Annotated in this window: 16 protein-coding genes and 2 pseudogenes; 12 read left to right on the forward strand and 6 right to left on the reverse strand. The window is 37.0% G+C overall.

From position 1 onward, the window contains the following. Positions 1 to 31 precede the first annotated feature (31 nt). Positions 32 to 565, reverse strand: a pseudogene (locus tag CPS_RS23315) (tyrosine-type recombinase/integrase). Positions 566 to 1,000: 435 nt separating this feature from the next. Here CPS_RS23315 and CPS_RS10665 point away from each other — a divergent pair. Continuing rightward, complete coding sequence (locus CPS_RS10665; RefSeq protein ID WP_011043205.1) at positions 1,001 to 2,248, forward strand: diguanylate cyclase; 1,248 nt, start codon at positions 1,001 to 1,003, stop codon at positions 2,246 to 2,248. Positions 2,249 to 2,666: 418 nt separating this feature from the next. Here the strand turns inward: CPS_RS10665 and CPS_RS10670 are convergent, their stop codons facing one another. Further along, complete coding sequence (locus CPS_RS10670; protein WP_011043206.1) at positions 2,667 to 3,878, reverse strand: hypothetical protein; 1,212 nt, start codon at positions 3,876 to 3,878, stop codon at positions 2,667 to 2,669. Positions 3,879 to 4,060: 182 nt separating this feature from the next. Here CPS_RS10670 and CPS_RS10675 point away from each other — a divergent pair, with 182 nt between their 5' ends. Continuing rightward, positions 4,061 to 4,867, forward strand: coding sequence for a hypothetical protein (locus CPS_RS10675; RefSeq protein ID WP_011043207.1), 807 nt, complete (start codon positions 4,061 to 4,063; stop codon positions 4,865 to 4,867). A gap of 1,393 nt (positions 4,868 to 6,260) precedes the next feature. Then, complete coding sequence (locus CPS_RS10680; RefSeq protein WP_011043209.1) at positions 6,261 to 7,055, forward strand: hypothetical protein; 795 nt, start codon at positions 6,261 to 6,263, stop codon at positions 7,053 to 7,055. Here CPS_RS10680 and CPS_RS10685 read toward each other — a convergent pair. From CPS_RS10685 to CPS_RS10695, 3 genes are read right to left on the reverse strand one after another with little or no spacing between them, the layout of a single operon-like run. Further along, the gene (locus CPS_RS10685) at positions 7,052 to 7,882 is read right to left on the reverse strand and encodes a caspase family protein (protein WP_011043210.1); all 831 of its coding nucleotides are present in this window, start codon (positions 7,880 to 7,882) and stop codon (positions 7,052 to 7,054) included. The genes CPS_RS10680 and CPS_RS10685 overlap by 4 nt on opposite strands. Positions 7,883 to 7,937: 55 nt before the next feature. Further along, positions 7,938 to 8,492, reverse strand: coding sequence for a DUF4760 domain-containing protein (locus CPS_RS22890; protein WP_011043211.1), 555 nt, complete (start codon positions 8,490 to 8,492; stop codon positions 7,938 to 7,940). Then, positions 8,476 to 8,691 carry a hypothetical protein gene (locus CPS_RS10695; RefSeq protein ID WP_011043212.1) on the reverse strand — a complete coding sequence of 72 codons (216 nt, stop codon included), beginning with the start codon at positions 8,689 to 8,691 and terminating at the stop codon, positions 8,476 to 8,478. Before CPS_RS10695 ends, CPS_RS22890 begins: the two co-directional genes overlap by 17 nt. 1,182 nt (positions 8,692 to 9,873) lie before the next feature. Between CPS_RS10695 and CPS_RS10700 the strand changes: the two genes are divergently transcribed. From CPS_RS10700 to CPS_RS24360, 4 genes are all read left to right on the forward strand, one after another. Then, positions 9,874 to 10,062 (forward strand): hypothetical protein, encoded by a 189-nt coding sequence (locus CPS_RS10700; protein WP_011043215.1) that lies wholly within the window; start codon positions 9,874 to 9,876, stop codon positions 10,060 to 10,062. Further along, entirely contained in the window at positions 10,043 to 10,369 is a 327-nt protein-coding gene (locus tag CPS_RS10705; RefSeq protein ID WP_041736911.1) for a hypothetical protein, read from the forward strand. The genes CPS_RS10700 and CPS_RS10705 overlap by 20 nt, the downstream gene beginning before the upstream one ends. A 221-nt stretch (positions 10,370 to 10,590) precedes the next feature. Beyond that, the gene (locus CPS_RS10710; RefSeq protein ID WP_011043218.1) at positions 10,591 to 11,664 is read left to right on the forward strand and encodes a lipase family protein; all 1,074 of its coding nucleotides are present in this window, start codon (positions 10,591 to 10,593) and stop codon (positions 11,662 to 11,664) included. Positions 11,665 to 11,694: 30 nt separating this feature from the next. Then, on the forward strand, positions 11,695 to 11,847 hold the full coding sequence (locus CPS_RS24360; protein WP_011043219.1) for an endonuclease: 153 nt from the start codon (positions 11,695 to 11,697) through the stop codon (positions 11,845 to 11,847). Positions 11,848 to 11,993: 146 nt separating this feature from the next. On the opposite strand, the pseudogene CPS_RS10715 reads toward CPS_RS24360, so the two are convergent. Next, a pseudogene (locus CPS_RS10715) lies at positions 11,994 to 13,152 on the reverse strand (IS3-like element ISCps2 family transposase). Positions 13,153 to 14,444: 1,292 nt separating this feature from the next. Between CPS_RS10715 and CPS_RS10725 the strand changes: the two are divergent. The 5 genes from CPS_RS10725 (at position 14,445) to CPS_RS10745 (ending at position 20,420) form a co-directional block, all read left to right on the forward strand. After that, entirely contained in the window at positions 14,445 to 15,152 is a 708-nt protein-coding gene (locus CPS_RS10725) for a tetratricopeptide repeat protein (protein ID WP_011043221.1), read from the forward strand. Between the two features lie 110 nt (positions 15,153 to 15,262). Continuing rightward, positions 15,263 to 15,493 carry a glutaredoxin family protein gene (locus CPS_RS10730; protein WP_011043222.1) on the forward strand — a complete coding sequence of 77 codons (231 nt, stop codon included), beginning with the start codon at positions 15,263 to 15,265 and terminating at the stop codon, positions 15,491 to 15,493. 442 nt (positions 15,494 to 15,935) lie between these two features. Further along, entirely contained in the window at positions 15,936 to 16,895 is a 960-nt protein-coding gene (locus tag CPS_RS10735; protein WP_011043223.1) for a DUF1186 domain-containing protein, read from the forward strand. Positions 16,896 to 17,330: 435 nt separating this feature from the next. Beyond that, a complete protein-coding gene (locus tag CPS_RS10740) occupies positions 17,331 to 18,134 on the forward strand; it encodes a nuclease-related domain-containing protein (RefSeq protein WP_011043226.1) in 804 nt (267 codons plus the stop codon). Between the two features lie 39 nt (positions 18,135 to 18,173). Next, positions 18,174 to 20,420, forward strand: coding sequence for an AAA family ATPase (locus tag CPS_RS10745; RefSeq protein ID WP_011043227.1), 2,247 nt, complete (start codon positions 18,174 to 18,176; stop codon positions 20,418 to 20,420).

Below are 20,420 nucleotides of genomic sequence, written 5' to 3' on the forward strand. Positions count from 1 at the left end.
GCCACAGGTTCCTGTTGCGCTAACCATTTAATCAAGTTTCTGTACTTTCTGAAATAGACAATGCATCTTCTATTTCAACCCCTAAATATTCAATTGTACTTTGTAGTTTTGAGTGACCAAGTAATAACTGGATAGCCCTTAAATTCTTTGTCATTGCATAGATTAAGGATGCCTTGGTACGTCTAAGCGAGTGCGTTCCATATTGGGTGATATCTAACCCTAGAGTGGATACCCATTTTTTGACTATATTGGCATAGTAGTGATAGCAAATATGTTGACCTAGTTTTCTTGAACTAGGGAATATAAAGTCAGAGGAAGATAGTTTTTAAATATACCCACTGACTCAAGCATTGTTGAGTCTTTGGCGTTATTTCAAATTGAACTTCTTTATGAGTTTTTTGTTGCTCAATCATCGCACGAGATTGAATTAATGAGGCTGATGAAATATCACGAACTTTTAAACTTATTAAATCACAAGATCTAAGTTTGCTATCAATAGCCAAATTTCTTCAAGTTTAAATGCTTTTTTCTGGCCCACATGTTTACCTTTATTCCAAGCTGTCATGATTAACTCCCGACTTTAACTGCTGAGTTATTATTAAAGACTAAAGGTGTGGGATTATAAATATGGGTAATTACAAATTTGATTGATGAATTTTGGTCAACATGTTTTGTGTTAAATTTATATTGGGGCACATAACGAGATAGTAGCTGCCTAAATAACAGGTAGTGTTCTGAAACGAAATTCCACTGGCAAGTATGAGCTTGCAGGCGACATCGAACCACGAATCCTGATGATTACCCCTCTTAGCCACCGTTGCGGCCATTGGAACTTAATTAAATGAACCTTAACGTTATGGAATTAATGGGGCTTTTATCGCTCTTCCTCTCGACAGTAAACTAACCATCAAAACCTACTCGTTTGTATAAATAATTGACATTATCTGCATTATATTAGAATGTTATCTCTTTCTTTCGATTGCAAATATAGGGACGTAGTGTGAGATTTCTATCGAGGTTAATAAATACCAGTCGATTATCAAGAGTATTATTGATTCGAATATTGTTATTTAGTGGATTATTTACCGTAATAATTACCGCTATCCAGTTGTCATTAAATCATCAAAAATATACAGATGAATTACAACAAAAATCTCAAGAATTGATTGAATTAAGTACACCTTCTTTGACTCTAGCTCTCTGGGATTTAATGGAAAATAGCGCTCTTGTTTTTAGTGAAGGGATGATGCGGTCAGGATATTATAAATCTATATTGATCAAGAATGAGACAAAGAAGGATATCGCCTTTTTAGGTCAAATAGACAAAAATGCTGATAAACAGACGTTCAACTTAATAGCTGAAGTAGAGAAAAGGCCTGTAATAATAGGCACTATTGAGTATCAAATTGATACTGATCAAGTAAAACAAAAAACCATTGATGAGTTCATTATCATTCTTATCTCTCAGTTTATTAAGACCTTTTTTGTTTCCATTTTTATCCTTTTCATCATCCATAAATTGGTAATTCGTCATTTGAATGACATATCTAACTGGCTAGAGAGTTTTAAGCCAGAATCATCATTCAGTCCGCTTACTTTGGTGGCTGACAAAGATAGTAGTAACGAGATGGTTAAGCTTAAATCAGCTATTAGTGAGATGGGGCAACAGGTGCATAAGCACACCACAGGATTAGAAAAGATTGTAACTGAGCGTACAGCTGAATTAGAAAAACTTGCTTATACTGACAGCCTAACAGGTGTTGCTAATAGATGTGCTTTCCTCCAAGTATCAAATGAAGAACTAAGTCGATCACGGCGGTTATCTTATGATGTCTGTGTGATGATGTTAGATTTAGACCATTTTAAAGTAATCAACGATACCTATGGTCACGATGCTGGAGATAAAGTGCTTAAACAAGTATCCGAAGCAATGAATAATTGCTTGCGAAAAGAAGACACATTAGGGCGAATAGGTGGTGAAGAGTTTGCCATCATTGCGCCTGGTGTTGATAAGGGAGGAATGCACAAGCTAGCTTCACGATTACAACAATCTATCGCATTACTTGATTTTTCATTTCTACCTGAAAATAAAAATATTACCGTAAGTATTGGTTATACCAAAGTCAGTAATGATGAAGACTTTAAAGAAGCTTTAAAAAGAGCTGATAAGTATTTATATTCCGCAAAAAATTCTGGCCGCAATACCTTCATAACAGATAAGGGGTTTGTACCTAGCATTGTGAGTTAAGTTTTGAGGATAAAATGCCTTTCAGACTATCTGAAGATCGTTCAAAATTGCCGTTAAGAATCTATTTCCTATGGCAGCTTTGAGCATGAAGCCGACTTTAGGAACATTAGCCAGTTTACTTCCCCTTTGCGCACCAAGTGAACATTAGCAACAATATTTAATGGTGCTAAAAAACTACGTCGTTTGAGGGATTTGGTTTAACCGTCATTTTTGCCACAGCCTGTGTGAAAACTATTTTTAACTTAAGTAATAGAATAATCCCAACGAGAAAATGCGCTGTAGATTAAATTCTGTAGTACGTTTGATAACAAACCACCTGTTAATTTACGTAGCGTCGCATAAAAAATTTACGCTAGGATTTTTCACACAGCCTATGGCAATAGTGGACGCACAATAATTCTATCTTGCTTGGTTAAAGCTATTTAGAACATTGGTACTTGTTAGCAAGAACCCTCATCGCCGGCTTCAACTCAACAGCCTTTTTCACCTGAACGCAGCCTTTGTCTTTGTTGCCCATTTCCCAGAGAGTCTTCCCATACTGAAAATGATATTTCGGTTTATTGGGAACTAAGCCTATTGCAGCCTCGTAGAGCTTTAGCATTTCATTATTCTCTTCTGGCCGTTGTCGATGAGCAAGCACTTCTGCTAGACGGATTATTGCCGATGCGTTTTCCGGTGCCAGGTCAATTGCTTTTCGAAACAATGCCAGTTTTTCTTCAGCACTATCATCTGTTACCAACTCTCGGCCTAACTCAGTCAGAATTTGCGAATGAAATGCATCGTCTTGCAGTTCCAGATTGAGTTGTTTGGCTTCTTTATATTTGGAAAGAGCCGTTGACGGATCTTTTTTCAACGCGTGCTGGATAGCCTGATTCAGTTTCACGACGCCTAAATTGGGTGCCAATTGATCCGCTTTTTTTAGGTGTAACGATGCTTTTTCATGTTCCAGCTGTTTAGTCGCAATGGCCGCCAGCAGCAGTTCATTGTAAGCCGATTGCAACCTATCTGCTCCCGGCTGCATATTGTTGATGACCTCGATTGCCTTTTTGTACTCCGCCTTTCGGTAGTAATCGACAGCTACGATATACGGATCTTTAAGCAACAGAATTTTCTCTGCTGACTTTGCTATCAGCTTTTCAACGTCCTTATCCCCTAAGGGTTGTTCTATGTGGATGTATGGCGCTCCCGGCAACCTTAATCTAATCTGATAGCTGTCACCAAGCTTGATGATTTCGCCTTTGATAAACGGAGAGGGTAAGGCCAGGGCCTCCCGGATAATTTGCTCAATGGTGGCTAAACTAAAGCCAACGCCGGGCATTTCGATATTTATCTGTTTAGGCGTGGCTTGTATCGCTTTAGTTTCTTTGGTTGAGGCGGCATTTCGCTGAATAGTTCTAATGGAATCAATTAACCATTGTGCGGCCACTCCACCGTTTAAGCCGGATTCTTCTAAATGCAGTGGCACTGATATAGGTTCAAGCACAACGCTGTCTCTGAAAAACTGCCGACCGAGGATTAACAAGAGACCGAAAAAAACAATTAAAACCAATGCACTAGTAGCAAACTCACGGGCAGCATTTATCTTCGCGGGTAGCTTTGAAATAACGTTGCGTAGTCCAAGATGGCGCATATAGTCCCTTCCTTAGTGTTGTTCGGGCACATTTGACCTGTCTTGGCCCGCGCACACGGAGTGTTCAAATAATACTAACAAATCTCATTATTGTGCAATACTTAATCTATGCGATGTCAGATTCAAATCGAAACTAAGCTGGGGCGACGCAGAAATATCATCTAGTGAACTAAGGAACTGCCATGAAATGGAATTATTTGTTTAGCTCTATCGCGCTCACCTTATTTTCTTCAGCACACGCGATGGACTGTGAGCCCGTACCGCAATACGAGCAAATCAAACCCTCTGACAACCGTTGTATTGAAGCTGCAAGCTCGAGAATGAAAAGCGCCAACTACCAAGTCGATCTCAGCTTGTTGCGACTTGACCTGCTGATTGAGCATGACCCTTCAAACCAAGACATTGTGCTGACGCACATCTATCACGACTACTGCCAAATCGTAGACGCATCGGTACCACTGCTGACCGAACCAGATCAAATAGAACACTTGGAAAAAGCTAAGCTGACCCTGTTCGATAAGATTGAAGACTTTGATATCGCCTTTGATACGCGAAAAGAAGTGCTCGTCCGCAATATTGAAGTGCAACCACCAAAAGTCCTGGTTGCCTGGGTAAACGGGCCCCAATCACTATTCCAAGTCGATGGAGGAGGGCAAAAGGAGCCCAGTGCAGGTGCTGAATTTTCTCAACTGCCTCTCCTGCAAGACCCGCCTTACATCATCACCAATAGCCGCAAGTATTTTACGATTGTTTATTCAACACCGGATTTTGCTGAAGCCAAAAGAAAAGCTAAGCGGCTTAAGAGGAAATTCCCTGAGTTGGACTTCGTGGTGTATGACAAATACCCAGACAATGCCAATTACGGCATTATGATGGCCACATGGACTTCGAAGGAAATCGCGAACCGAGCAGCAAAATTTGCGAAAGAGCATATCCGGAATGATTCTTTTGTTTGGCATTGTCGAGGTACTGACGGGATGACCTGCTGAAACTATGAATGCGCCGGTTATGTTTAACTTCGTTGTGACATAACCGGCTTATCGTGCTCCTCCAACACGTAAACGGCATTGTTTATGGAGTGAAGCATTGAGGTGAACCAGTGGAACTGTCGAGTTGAAAGGGAATGCTGAGACTATGGTAATCTTCACATATAGGCAATGAAACTGGTGCTTTAATAAGCTGAAATACTAGCAGTATTGTTGGCATATTTGCTTAAAAAGACATGGTACATAGCCTTGCGTTCTTTGTGCATTACCATTCGCAGCAATTCTAAAAGACATGTAAGTCACAATACATATTTTTATCTAAAGTAGCAAAATACAACGAAAAACTTAAGTGATTTTTGTCCAATAGCAAGTTTCAGCGTGAAGCTCTGAACGGCTATATAGTGTCGTGAACAGCCGGCCAATACCAACCTTGCGAGATAGCTCAGAATAATTCTTATCTCTGCTATCTCAGAATAGTGACCATAAATCAGGGCTGTTTTAGCAGTCAGATTTAGACCGCTCCGGCGCAACAGAGGAAGGTAATAATTGGCTGTTTCATTATAAATAGTAATGATTCGCATAGAAATTAAAGCAAACACTCTAAGGCGTACCTAAGACATCGAAAGTAAAGCGGTAACCATCGAAATGATATCGTATCAATATTCGTATGAAATAGGCACATGATCTGAACATCCTAATTATGGTTCTATTCAGACTAAAAGGACTATATCGTATCTAAGTGAACATAAGCTTGGGGTAGTTTGAGCAATGAATTAGGTCAGTTTTGTGGCAAGAGTGATCTATGTTTGTATATATTATCTAAATATACGTTTTATAACTAACGGACAAACGCAAACATAATCCTTTTCACCCCCCCCTATTTATATATTAGTTATCTAATGAATTCATTTTTATCATGAGGAGTCAATAACGACATTTTAGAAATAATTAGGAGATTGCGGAGTTTAACCTTGCGAGATTATTTTTAAGCTGCCAATCAATTTGAGAACTGTTCACATTGCTGCCTTCTAGTTTGATATTTATAACAATATTCAAAGCCTTGCGCATTCCGCTATCGCATTTATTTAGCGAGAAATGAAGAGGTTGCACACATTACAAAACAAAAGCATGCTAGCAAGGATAAGCAAGTTTTAGTTATGTTTGCATGGTCTATTATAGGAACATACTAGGGGGGATAATCTTAATTACAAAAGCAGTTACGTAAAACTAAGGAAGTCCAGAAAAACTTTTTGAATAAAAAAGGTAACTATCCAAAGAGACGCACTTATAGTACGTTAGATAAAAACAAGATAGTAACTTATTTTATGTAAGCCAGAAACACTTGAAATTTATAGCTTTAGCGTAGTTAACCGTCAGCCATAAAAGGACTATAAGCATGAATATAATCAGGAATATTTCGTTAGTATGTTTTTTTGTCTTTTTTCTTCCTAAAATTTGTTTGGCGGCCCAACAAGCGACCATTCACAAACTCATCGGTTTAGACCTTGGTTATGGAACTTTTTCGTTTGCTGAAAAAATAGACCAAAAAATTGTTTACCCCGTTGCAAACTTAACGACAGCACTTGCTTATAAACGCTTTATCGGTGTTATTAACATTTCAGGTTCAATTGATGACGCTATCATATCTGAAGAATCGGAAACGGGCTCTGCAAGTAGAACCGATATCGATTTCACAACCGGTTATCAATTCAGCAAACGATTCAGTGGTTTTATAGGCTATAAGAATGGAGAAACTAAATACAATTGGCGTAGCCGTCCTAAGGATGACTCAATTATTTTGGCACCAATAAGCCTAGCAAAAGAATCGTACAAACAGTCAGGGCCTTATGTTGGTGCCAGTATAAACTGGAAGTTTGAACAAGCAGGAAAGCTCTCTATATCGGTTGCATACTCTAAACTTAATGCAAACAATCGCTTCTTTTCTGATGGAGATGGCTTAGAAGAGGGGGAAACAAAAGAATTTGATGATATTAATGGCAAGACCAGTAACAAAAGTACTGGATATTCATATTCGTTAAATTGGACAATGCCATTAAAAGGAAACCTGCTCTTTAAAACGCGTTTTAAAACTAATAGTTATACTCAAGATATTAAATTTGAAGGAGAAACCTACAAGGGCATTCGAGAAAAATCTTCAATTTTATCTGTAGGATTAAGTGGGATATTTTAAAAGTTAGGGATGTCGGGGACCTCTTCATTAGCAGGAGGACTAAAATAGAATTTTTCTGTAAGAGAAGAATGTTCCCACGGAAGCTGTTTGTTATTTGTTTTTGATAAAACCTGTTGCCGTACTTTTTTAAATAGCTCTTCAGCGGTTTCAGACTTACCAATATAACTAAGTAAAGCTGAAGTATAAGTACCATTTTTTCCGCTACCGTCAAAAGCCGCTTTACCTGGTTCCGTAGCGTAAGCAATTAAGGTTCCTGCTGGGGCTTTTACTGCGGCTAAACCATTATGTTCAGCTATGTTACCTTCAATCACTGCACTACGAACAACGCCTTCATTATTCAGTAAAACTTTAAATGGATTATTACGGCAAGCATCTAAAATAATTATATGTTGATGACTTTTCGATTTTTTCAACTCACTCAAAACTTTATTCGTTGAAAGTGCCTTTGAAGTGAGTGTATCAAAAGAGGCAATATTTGAATTTACGGGTAACAGATAGTTGATATTATTTGCTTGTACACCATGACCGGAAAAGTAAAAGAGGCTTATGGCATTATCCTCTTTTATCGACTCATAAAAATGTTCGAGTGCTTCTTGCATCTGTTGAGGGTTTTGATCGTGCAGTTCTGTAACATCATATCGAAGCGACCTTAACTTTTTTGCCATGGCTTTTGCGTCGTTAATGGGATTTTTAAGAGGTGTATATTGATAATTAGCATTACCAATAATTAGAGCGTACCTTGGTACCGCTTCTTCAAAGGTAAACGCGGGTGATATAGCCAAAGACCATAAGATAATAACTGAACAGCATATATATGTTTTTTTCATTGGCTTGTTAACCGCTCAGTCAGCGCTTGTGCAAAAGACCTTAAAACATAATAAATTATAATGACTGACATATGTCGCTTTTTGGACTTATAAAAAACGATTCTATTTTTTTATAAACGAAATCATTATTCCATTGTTTTCGAAGCGAGCACACATGTGGAGCATATGAGTTAAAAAATCCCGTAACATCAGCGGTAAAAAAGCTCCTGATAATATTTGCATCACAAAGCTCTCGTTCGGCGCAAATCGCTATTTCTTCATAAAAAGAAAAGGATATTTCAAGATTTTGTCTATTTAAAGCGGGGCTTACCATTGTTAATATATGCGAGCGATAGCGCGTATCTCGTTCGGTGTCACTTAAGTGTTCATCCTTCAAAATTGCTATCAGGGTCTCTTCATTGTCAGCTAGAAGCTGATTTAATGCTAATTTCGATTTTGAAACATAGCCACTTCTATAACTCTCAACATAAGCTAGAGATCGTTCAACCCTGACGGTTGATTTATGATCTAGATATTCCCAGACACCGTAAAAACCAGCCGTTAACACCGTTGCAATGGTTAACCATGAACTAATTGCTTCAGCAAATTCCTTGTTAATCTTTGTTTTCATCTTCATCTTCATTTTTCACACACTGACTCAACTTAGGATTGATAAGACAAGGATTAAAACCCTTTTCATCACTCGTTTTGTCCTCAACAGGCACTGCTTCTTTTTCATTTGTAGATTGACTATCTTTGATGGGGGTATTTCCGCAGCCGGATGCGTAAACAACAAGAAGTAAAACACTTAAGAATTTAATAGACTGCATAGCTATTCCCTATAGTGGCATGCAACATTGACATTTAATATTAGCTCATTTTTGAACAATCATACAATGGTGTGAAATAAAAAAAGATTAATCTACAAAAGTTATTCTTTATTAATGCCAAAATGGGAATTTCAGGACTTAAAAAACCTTAGTATCAACTTTTAAGTGTGAACTTCTTAGACTTTGCTAGACACAAAATGAGTTACATAGTCTGGGCAGTTGGTGCAGGGAGCATGCTTGAACCACACGAAATACCACAAAAAAACCTAACAAACGCATGCGGCCGGACAAATTTCTGCGAGGCCTCAGACGATTAAGGAAAATCAAATGTCATTAACCGAAGGTTCTAACAAAACTGTTGAATTCCTAGCAAAATAAGGAGTGGCTGAATTGAAAATAACACTTGCCAAATACAAAGGTGATGGCTTGAATACAAATCTGTAGCCAAAATTAGTTGAGTACTACAGTTACGGTTACTGCTGTAGATCCTGAAAACGGTTTTAAGGTGGTGCATGAAAAGGTTGCAGATATTTCATCTACTACCCTCCATATAAACAAGTTTTCAAAATCCGAGTTGAAACAACATTCAGATCACTAAAAAACTTTTTGTATAAAAACATAGGCAGCTTCTTATCAATGTAGTAGCTAAACCCATACCTGGTTATAAAGATCGTTATGAGAAAGATGAAGAATTTAAAAATTGATCATTAAACCCGGAGATGCTTTTGATAGGACAGTTGCGCTCAAACCAAAATAAGTGTTTGATTAAGTAACAGCGCTTAGTATCAAATTTTAAGTGGGACAAAAGTATTTTTTCGATACAAAAACTAATCCGAATCAGTATTTTTACCCCTGTGCTTAATGCCGTCTAAGTGGCAAAAGTGATCATGTCTAGATAGTGCGCAATATAGTCCTTTTAGTCTGAATAAGACCATAATTAGGGTGTTCAGATCATGTGCCTATTTCATACGAATATTGTGCGCAAATTATCTTGATGATTTCCTCATTGCTTTCGATGTTTTAGGTAACCCTAAGAATCGAGATAATTCAGCGTTAGCTTCTATTGTTGCAGACAGTGACATTGTGCTTGTACAAGAGTTAGTTGCTTCACCATCTTAAGGTTTATATCCCGACGGTACTCCCTATAAGTCAGACCCTGAGGCATTAGCTTTTTTCAAAGAAATGGCCGGTAGAGGATTTACTTATGTTCTCTCAGAAGAAGACACTGGGACTGGTGATAAAATTCATAAGGCATCGTCAGCCACTAAATGGTGGGTAGCCTTTTATAAAGAACATAAAGTATCTATCTCTCATGAGCTAGTTAAGGATGGTATCAGTGGTTTTCTTGCCAATGACCGTTCGAATCGATGAGATGGGTATGGATTTTGTTTTAATCTCAGTTCATTTAAAACCAGGGGCAGGACCAAGTAATAGAGCTAGAAGAAAACATGAATCAGAATCTATTTATTCATGGGTTGGTAAGAATGATAATAAGGAAAAAGACTTTATTATTATTGGCGATATGAACCTATACTCATGTGATGTGCTAACAACAATGAATATTGGTGAATTTAAGACCTTAAACTCTAGCTGCCTGAATACAAATACCAATGTAAACGGACCAGAGCCTTTGACCACGCACTCTATCGAAAGAGATTTACAACTGAAATTGATTTAGAGTACGGATTTACAGTCACTAATTTGATAACAGCAATGAAGGCACCTTGGTATGAAGACTTAACTCATGAATATCCTGGTGAGCCATATAAACATAACCCATTCAGGGCGCGTTTTTCAGATCATCATCCGGAGAGTTTTAAGCTAAATTCCACAACAGATGACGATTAGTTTTTACTCTTGAGTGATTATCAATTAAAGCAACGACAGGGAATTAGTTACATGTATGATAAATACTTTACATCTGAAGATGATGCTACAAATGCAAGTCACCTATTATCAAAAGAGTTACCCACATATCGGAAAGCCTACAGTGACCGTACTGCTTGGATAATGTCAGTAATGTCTGAGTTAGCTTATATAAAATTCAATTCGTTATTCCCCGAAAGTGGTTCAACTGACTTTATAAAAGAGCATTTCATTAAAAAAGTTAACTCTCTCGTCGGTGAAGAAAAATCGAAAATAGTTACAACATTAATTAATAAAATTAATTATAACCCTACAGTAGAAAAAGCAAAACTAGAGAGCAACTTAGACGAATTTCAATTCAAACTTTTAAAAACTTTTGATGATAAAGGAACTCAAGCCATTCTTGTTGATGCTGGCACGTATATCATTTTGAGCTTTAGGGGAACTGAAGCTGATAGTCTAAGTGATATTAAAGCAGATGCTAAAGCTAATCTAGCCAAGTGCTCAGTATCTGAAGGTCAAATTCATACAGGGTTTAGAGATTCATTCAACTATATTCGTCGTGATGTTGAAGAAGAAATCAATAAAGAGGAATACTCAAACAAACCATTATTTATTACTGGCCATAGTTTAGGTGGCGCGCTAGCAACAGTCGCGACTAAATTTTTAACGCACAAAGGGGGGATTGCTGCATGTTACACTTTTGGCTCACCTCGTGTAGGCAATGATGACTGGGTTAATAACATTAAGTCACCAATTCATCGAATAGTAAACGCGGCTGATTCTGTCACAATGTTGCCTCCGGGTGATGTACCCATTTCAGCCCTTAGTTTTTGTCTTAGGTTTATTCCTAGTATTGGTGAGCCAGCTTCAAAGTACCTATCTGAAAAATTTGGCAGATACATGCATGCTGGGAATATGCGATATCTAACGAACTGTAAACCAGGGGACTTTAATGATGTTAGAGTACTATATTCCGTGAGTTTTACTTATCGAATAAAAGCGCTAATTGTTAAGTCACTACCATTTGGTAAATTACTTTCTGACCATTCGATTAGTAACTACAGTAAGAAACTGATGATCATTGCTATTAATCGCAACAAATAAAAGTACCAAGTCAATTTCAAATGATAAGACATGTGCATCCATGATTTTATCTACAAACTGATTTACTCCAAAAGGCAACTTGAATTATTCAAGCAATGGGATAATCAAGATCCAATTTCTGCACAAGAAAGGGCACATAACTTGCGAGTTATTAAAGCGCAAGGCTTTGGACTAAATCAATAAGACAATAGAGATAAGCTCAAAGCTGCCGTTGGTATTTGATTTCTAAACTGCAATTTTGAGCCAAAAACGGTATTAAATTATGAGTCAAAAACACCTAAGCTGACGGCAATTAAGATACGATTGATCTTGCCCCATAAAAATGGACACTAATTAAGAATATTTCCTTCAGCTTCAAAGTCCGAAGGGTTTTTATACTTTAGATAGCTGTGAAGCCTCCTTTTATTATAGAAGCATTCAATATAATCAAACACATCTATTTGCGCTTCTTGTCTTGTTCTGTAGTTGTACCGACGAATCCGTTCTCTTTTAAGTGACCCGAAAAAACTTTCTACAACAGCATTGTCATAGCAGTTTCCTCTAGCGCTCATGCTGCATAGGATGCCATTTTCGTTTAACATCTGCTGATAGTCATCGCTGATGTATTGAGATCCTCTATCAGAATGAATGATGAGGCCATCACTCGGATTTCTTGCTGCCACAGCCATGCCTAACGCGTTCATTGCAATGTGACGGTCCATATTTTTATCCATTGACCACCCAATAATTTTACGTGAGTACAAGTCCATTACGACGGCTAAATAAACAAAACCTTGTTTCGTTTGTATATAAGTTATGTCTGATGACCAAACTTGATTTACCGGCTTTGAAACAAAGTTTGGTGTAGCAAATTTGGCGCAGGCTCAACGTATGGATTAGACTTAGCTGAACGTCTAAATACACGCTTAGGACGGCCTTTTAATTGCAAAACACGCATTAACCTAGCCACTCTGTTTTTACCACAAGCTTGCCCGTCAGCGTTAAGCGCAGCCCTGATTTTTGGAGCTCCATATACACATCTGCTTTGCTCAAATACTTTTGATATCTGCTCTGTTAACTGAATATTTTCTTGCTTGGTTTTACATAGTGGCCGACTTAGCCAGGCGTAATAACCACTACGTGAAATATCCAATAGAGCACACATCATTTTTACGGGATAACTGTTGCGGTGCCGCTTAATACAACAAAACTTTAACCGGACTCCTTGGCGAAGAACACCACCGCATCTTTTAAAAAATCACGCTCTTTTTTTACTTTAGCCAGCTCTTGCTTCAACTTAGTTAATTCATTATTGCTAGTTTGTTTATTCCCTTTGAAAGCATCATCACCTTGCAAGCGAAACTCATCACGCCAACGACTTAGTTGCCTAAAACTGATCCCGAGTCCTTCGCAAACACTATTAGCAGTAACACCGTCTTCAGAAGCTTTGAGTAACGCCATACGTTTAAACTCAGCAGGGTATCTTTGATAACTTTTGGATTTTGTCATGAAACACCTCCTGTTGTATCTCTACAACAATTATAGTGTGTCCACGAAAATGGGGTAAGACTACAGAGCGGACGTTCTCAAAATCGGTTTTGAGACTAATTTCATTATCAAAAAACAAAATACAGTAATAGAACGAGAACAATATCTTTGACTGCTTCAACTCATTCCTGCCGTTCGTCTTCTCTATCTGAACGTTTATTTTTGGCTATATTACGAAATCGTGGCCGATATGCCTTAACAACTTCTCTTAGTCGTTTCTAATTCAATTGGATCGCATGAGACCGAAGATTCCCGGTGCTGCTTACAAGGTTTTTATCCAAAGATTGTCGCGCGGGATCTGTATTTATTATTGAATATAACAATGAGGTATAGCTTTATTAACGCAGAGTAATTTTAGGTTGTAACTCGACGCTACCGTCAAAATCAACGGCCATCAGTTCTTTATGGTTTCGTAGTACAGCGAGCACATCGCCACGGTAGACATTACGCACAAACAGAAGCCTCGCTCCACAGCGCTGTAAATGGTCGACCTCGAAATGCTGGACAAAAGAGAGGCCATTGTACATTTCGTTTGATGTGGCGCGCCCACGACGTTCGTATGATGATGACATATATAGATCTCCCAGTAATGATAGGCGTATGGCATGAAAAAAGACTGTCAATGTTAAAAGTACTAAAAATTATAGGTTCGATGGACGGAAAAGACTAGTCCGATGAGCTAAGCAATTATTATGAATATGTGTATAGTCATATGTTTCGACCTATTGGCACTCTATCGCTCGTTTTTATTGTTATTCCTAATCACCAAAAAATCTCAGCCATTTTTAAATGACATTAAAAGATAATTATAATTTAAATTTTTTATTCCGCTTTACTCATTAAGCCATGCCAATGCTATTATGTGAACGACAGCAAAGTTGGCTGAGTTACCAGCCAGACAGATCGACTTATTGGTAAAAGTTATCATCAAAAATACATATTTTCATCTGAGGGGAACGTCCGCTATCAGGAAACTGTTAACGTAATATGCTTGTTCAACCGTGTCCGTTTTAGAACAAAACAAACAAAAACTTTCAGTATAAACTTCCAAAGGCTAACTTTCGCAGTGGCATAAGAAAGCCTTAGAAAATCATCATAAAATTATTGTAGGTTTATGTCTTCTGCGAGAACAAAGGATAACTGTAAAATAAAATAGAGCTGAATATTTATTCTTATAGTTTTTAATTATCTTGATCTTGTCACCATGATGAAATAGGTTATTTGTTTTATAGCAACAATAAGGATGATTGACAGTGCGTTTATTCCCCCACTTTTTATTTCTACTTGTATCGTTTTCTTCAATTGCAAATGATGATTTTGACAAAGGAAAAGAAGCATATAAAAATAATAATTACCCCCAAGCTATTACTCTCTTTAATAAAGCTGCTGGCCAAGGGAGTGCAAAGGCTCAAAGCTATCTTGGTTATATGTATACGAAAGGAAAAGGAGTCAAACAAGATTACACCAAAGCCGTTGACTGGTATCGAAAAGCCGCTGAACAAGGTAATGCTAGGGATCAATATAGCCTAGCCATCATTTATGAAAAAGGGAGAGGAGTTGCTCAGGATTATAACCAAGCTATTGAGTGGCACACTAAGGCAGCCGAACAAGGCAATCCTAGATCTCAATATCACCTTGCGCTTATATATTATAATGGTAAAGGTGTTACACAAGATTATAAACAAGCGTTAAAATGGTATTCCAAAGCCGCTGAAGACGGTAATGCAGGGGTTCAGTATAGTCTTGGAGTAATGTATGAAAATGGGCAGGGAGTTGCTCAGGATTACAAGCAAGCATTTGATTGGTACAGCAAAGCAGCAGAACAAGGTGATGCAAAGGCTCAGTATAACCTTGGACTTTTGTATGCCGATGGCAAAGGTATTACAGCGGATAAAGAAAAGGCCATTCTCTGGTCTAAAAAAGCGGAAGAACAAGGCTATTCAGGCAAGTCATTACCGTGAAGTTCAATCAACATTACATGTTTTCAATCGGTACAATGTTAATTCATCTTTGTTTTTTTTTGAGAGTTCAGTAAAATAGTTAGTCTTTAACAGTTATGTATAGGTTAGTGATGAAACGCGTTGTTTTATATATTTCAGATAAATGTCCCCATTGCCGTGAAGCTCAAAAATACTTGGATGATAATGGCATTAAATACAGATTAACAAATGCGAAAATGCAGCGCGGTAGAAAAGAGCTTGACGCTATAGGGGCTCGCTCTGTGCCAGCCCTTAAAATTGGTACTAAAGTAATGATTGGCTGGAATCAAAAACATTTTATAGAACTCTATGCCGCAGATTAAGAAGCATGATTATCTAATGGATTAACCAATGGGCATAGAGTTATTGATTACTCTATTTCGAGTGGGACGGGTATAGAGGAGCAGAGCATCATATAATCCGCCCCTTAGCTTTATAACTCCATAATATTTTTATCAATCAGTACAAGTATTGTTGCTCAGCTTTCACTAGGTAGTTCATACGTTCGCTGTGTCAACGTGTCGTGTGAGAGCTTCTGGTTTGATTAAAAATATGAAGTTCAGGGTTTTGCACGAAACCTTTTTGTAGAGCTCAAATTTTTATCTCACCGCCACATTCTAAGAAACCACAACTTTAACGAGTCGTGGTTTTTTTTCGTTGATAATTTTATAATTTGATGCTTTGAATGGTAACGGGAATAAGAAGTTTTAATGTATAATATTCGGTACATGCACTCATAATTGATTATTTAACGCGGAACTTTACATGAACCTAGAACAAATTTTATTGGCAATAAGTAATCCAAATGACAATGAATTAACTATTGCAGGTCTAGAGGCTGCGAAAGTAAATTGGTCAGTATTTTATCCTGAGTTAGAACGGCTAATGGATCAATTTATCGCAGATGATACATCATTAACAGATGAACAAGAGGCTATTGTATTTTTCGGTACTTTATTATTAGCGGAATTAAAGTATTCTCCAGCGTTAGCAAAGTGTTTACAGTTATTTGCCCGCAGTGACACATATTTAACACCCATTGAAGCAATATTTGGTGATGCTCTCACTGAATTAACGGCAACCTTATTTTTTAATGTGGCCGATGGTAGTACACAAACATTGTCTGATTATATTGTTGATGGCCATCAAGCTATGTATTGTAAAGCATCTGCTATTGAAGCTGTATTTGCTCAATACGAAGTAGGGGTTATTGATAAGACTGAATTAGTTGAACATGTAACGCGATGGTTAGCTGCATTTTTGGCTCTTCCGAGTTCAAATAATAGCTTTTTAATTAGTGTATTAGCAGACTCTTGCATTAAATATCAACTTGATGACTTTAAACCTCAGTTTATTGACTTATGTGACAACGATTTATTTGATGAAGATCGCTTCAAACAATGTGAAGTAAAAGCATGGGATAAGGCTAATGCAGCTAAGCTGATTGAGTCTGGCAACATTCAAACGAAATTTAATGTTGTTGATACCTTAAATGCTTGGATTGTTGATGATTCGAACAATGAAGTAGCTGACAATATGTCAAACGAAGACTCTGATGCATTTGAATCGTTAATGGGTGAAGACGGTTTATTGGCTGATATCCTATACGACGAAAATACAATTTTAGAGAACAGTGTGCCGGTTAGTTCATTACCTACAGCTGGGCGCAATGATCCTTGTCCTTGTGGCAGTGGAAAGAAATATAAGAAGTGTTGTTTAAGGTAGGCCTGTAAACTGGAATAGCTCATTGAGCGTTACTTGTGAAGCATAATGACATTTCAAATACACTTCACATTGGTCATTTATTTACTGTAATAGCAAATTGATTGCATAAAATCAGTGCCCACACTCGTCTCATTCCTCACACCATATTAAAAAAAGCCGCTAATCGAAAGATTAGCGGCTTTTTACTTTCTAGCATTTAAAAACATTAAGTTAAGGGTTATTAGAGCAACACACTCTAAGTAGATTCTACGTTTTATCTCTGCCTATATAGAGTAAAACTAAACATTGATAAGTTGCTGTTTTTACTAGTTAGATCTATTGCCTTCATTCTTTTGGTTTGTTCATTTTATTGCAATGCCGTGTAATGTTTTTTGTTTAGTGAATAAAGTAATATCGCCATTAAGTTTTATTATCGGTGATAAGGGAATGTGTTAAATGGATTTATCAATTTACTTCAACATGATATTTAGTGCCGCTTGGTATTTAATACCGATCTTCATATTTGCTATCGTCATAAAGTCTGCATGGTTTAAAGGCATATTGGGCGAGTGGCAAGTAAACTTGCTCATCAAATTTTTCTTGAACAAAAATGATTACCACCTGATTAAAAACGTAACATTACCAACATTCACTGATGGTGAAGAGCAGGGGACAACTCAGATCGATCAAATTATCGTGTCAAAATATGGCATTTTTGTGGTTGAAACCAAAAATATGAAAGGTTGGATATTTGGTAGTGAAAATCAGAAGCAATGGACGCAACAAATCTTTAAGCACAAATCAAAGTTTCAGAACCCACTTCATCAAAACTATAAGCATGTCAAAACGTTAGAAGATCTTCTCCTAACAGGGAGTAACGCAAAGAATGATTGTATATTTTCAGTCATTATCTTTATTGGTGATAGTACTTTTAAAACTAAAATGCCAGAAAACGTGAGGTTTGCGCGAGGTGGAATTGAATTTATTAAAAGTAAAGCAGATGTCATTTTTGATCGCGATGAAGTAATTAACAATATCGATAAAATCGAAAACGGTAGGTTGGAACGTAGCTTCAAAACTAACCGACAACACGTTAAACATGTAAAAGAAATAGTGCATAAAAAAACTGATACAAAATCGTGCTCTAGGTGCGGTTCTGAAATGGTATTACGTAAAGCCAGCAAAGGTAAGAATGCAGGTAATGAGTTTTGGGGATGCCGTTCGTTTCCTAGGTGCAGGAATGTAATAACTGCTTGCTAAATTTCAAACAAAATATAACCATAAAATTAGGGATGACCAATGAAGATTAGCTTTATTGATATACAAAATTTCAGAAAGTTACAAAGCTGTAGAATTAACTTATCAGATAAAGAAACTCTTCTTGTCGGGGCTAATAACAGTGGTAAAACATCAGCAACGGATGTATTGATTACATTTTTAGACCAGAAAGTTAAAAGACCTTTTTCGGTAACTGATTTTACACTTAGCAATTGGAAACCCCTCAATGAATATGCAATGTCATGGACTAAAGATATTGACAGTATTCAAGGCACTTCTATAGAAGAATGGCAAAAGTTGTGCCCATCTATTGATATCTGGCTTGATGCTAGTATTAATGAGGTAGAAAAGGTAGCGCATCTAATACCTACACTAAAATGGAGTGGTGAACCGTTGGGTGTGCGTTTAGTTTTACAGCCTAAAAATTTAGATGAGCTAAAAGCTCATTTTGTCAGTGAGTATACAGCAGCAAATAATATTAAGAGTATTTCCCCTAAGGGTACACTGTCACTCTGGCCAAGAGATATTAAGGATTATTTAAGTAAGGGAAAATTAAATACTCAATTTGAAGTTAAAGCCTACATTTTAGACCCTGAGAAAAGTAATTCGCCACAAAAACTAAGAAAAGAACAGTCTTCAATGGAATTCTACCCATTTGATGGAATATTTAAAGTTGATGTCATAGAAGCGCAAAGGGGGTTTTCCGATCCTAATTCGTCGGAAATCAAACAAAGTAATGGTGGTTTATCAGGACAATTAAACCAATATTACAATCGTCATTTAAATCCTACAGATTTGCCAGATGTAGCTGATTTAGAAGCCTTAGAAACAATAGATAATGCCAAAGAACTATTTGATATCAGGCTAAACAAATCCTTTAAAGAAGCTTTAGGTGAAATAAAAACCTTGGGATATCCAGGATTTAATGATCCAGATATTAAGCTTTCGAGTCGAATTAACCCCATTGATAGTTTAGATCATGATGCAGCTATTATTTTTGATACTCAAAAACGTGGCTTTACTGGTTTAGATAACTTTTCTCTACCTGAAAAATATAATGGCTTAGGGTATAAAAACCTTATTTTTATTGTATTTAAATTAATTTCATTTAGAGATCAATGGCTTCGAAAAGGAAAAGCCCAAAAAAGACGAAATGCAGACGATATTGCAATAGAGCCTATTCATTTAGTACTTATAGAAGAACCAGAAGCGCATTTACATGCACAAGTACAACAAGTTTTTATACGTAAAGCATATGACGTTTTACGTTTGGACGTTAGTAATAAATTAACTACTCAAATGATTGTTAGCAGCCATTCAAGCTATATCGCGCATGAAGCGGGATTTGAGAAATTAAGATACTTTAAAAGAAAGCCTGCACTAGGTTTAGATCAAGTAGCTACTGCTGAAGTTGTTGACTTATCAACTGTATTTAAAAGTAATTCCAATAAAACAGATGATGTAACTGTCACAGCAAAATTTGTAGCTAGATATTTAAAAACAATTCATTGTGATTTGTTTTTTGCAAATGGCATCATTATGGTTGAAGGGGCGGCAGAACGAATGTTGATCCCACACTTTATTCGAACACACTATAATGATTCATTAAATCAAAATTACATTTCCATACTTGAAGTCGGTGGAGCTCATGCGCAAAGGCTTAGACCTCTGATTGATGCTTTATCATTACCTACTCTAGTTATCACCGATACTGATGCTACCAAATCAAAAGATAGCAATGAAAAAATTAGACCTGAAAAAGGCAAAAATTACGGTTTTGGTAGCGACACATTGAAGGAGTGGTTTGATTTAAAATCCAAAACTTTAGATGAAGTAGTAGAGCTTGATGAAAAGCATAAAGTTCAAGGTATGGCTAGAGCAGCTTATCAGTGTGGTATTGCTGTTAATTATGGAGAAGGTGCTAAAGTAGCTGAAGTAATACCTTATACATTTGAAGATGCTCTCGTGCTCTCTAATATTGAGTTGTTTAAAAGTTTATCAAATTCAACAGGTATGGTGAAAAAAATGCACCTAGCATTGGGTAAACCAACCTTAGATGAATGCTGTGATCAGCTGTACACAGAGCTGAAAGGAATTAAAGCTCAAATGGCATTGGATTTACTTTTTGATGTTGAACCTAAAGAATTATGTATCCCTGAATACATTAAAGAAGGTTTTGAATGGCTTGAAAAAGAACTGAAAAACAATGCGCTAGATTTCATCGAGGCTAAAGTTAACACTGCTGTAGAAGATAAGGCAGTAGGTTGA

Origin of the sequence: Colwellia psychrerythraea 34H (assembly GCF_000012325.1) — a bacterium.
GTDB classification, from domain to species: Bacteria; Pseudomonadota; Gammaproteobacteria; order Enterobacterales; family Alteromonadaceae; genus Colwellia; species Colwellia psychrerythraea_A.

Coding starts and splice junctions, on each gene's coding strand:
- CPS_RS10670 (WP_011043206.1), bottom strand. CDS start 3,878: ATGCGCCATCTTGGACTACGCAACGTTATTTCAAAGCTACCCGCGAAG.
- CPS_RS10675 (WP_011043207.1), top strand. CDS start 4,061: ATGAAATGGAATTATTTGTTTAGCTCTATCGCGCTCACCTTATTTTCT.
- CPS_RS10680 (WP_011043209.1), top strand. CDS start 6,261: ATGAATATAATCAGGAATATTTCGTTAGTATGTTTTTTTGTCTTTTTT.
- CPS_RS10685 (WP_011043210.1), bottom strand. CDS start 7,882: ATGAAAAAAACATATATATGCTGTTCAGTTATTATCTTATGGTCTTTG.
- CPS_RS22890 (WP_011043211.1), bottom strand. CDS start 8,492: ATGAAAACAAAGATTAACAAGGAATTTGCTGAAGCAATTAGTTCATGG.
- CPS_RS10695 (WP_011043212.1), bottom strand. CDS start 8,691: ATGCAGTCTATTAAATTCTTAAGTGTTTTACTTCTTGTTGTTTACGCA.
- CPS_RS10700 (WP_011043215.1), top strand. CDS start 9,874: ATGGCCGGTAGAGGATTTACTTATGTTCTCTCAGAAGAAGACACTGGG.
- CPS_RS10705 (WP_041736911.1), top strand. CDS start 10,043: ATGACCGTTCGAATCGATGAGATGGGTATGGATTTTGTTTTAATCTCA.
- CPS_RS10710 (WP_011043218.1), top strand. CDS start 10,591: ATGTATGATAAATACTTTACATCTGAAGATGATGCTACAAATGCAAGT.
- CPS_RS24360 (WP_011043219.1), top strand. CDS start 11,695: ATGTGCATCCATGATTTTATCTACAAACTGATTTACTCCAAAAGGCAA.
- CPS_RS10730 (WP_011043222.1), top strand. CDS start 15,263: ATGAAACGCGTTGTTTTATATATTTCAGATAAATGTCCCCATTGCCGT.
- CPS_RS10735 (WP_011043223.1), top strand. CDS start 15,936: ATGAACCTAGAACAAATTTTATTGGCAATAAGTAATCCAAATGACAAT.
- CPS_RS10740 (WP_011043226.1), top strand. CDS start 17,331: ATGGATTTATCAATTTACTTCAACATGATATTTAGTGCCGCTTGGTAT.
- CPS_RS10745 (WP_011043227.1), top strand. CDS start 18,174: ATGAAGATTAGCTTTATTGATATACAAAATTTCAGAAAGTTACAAAGC.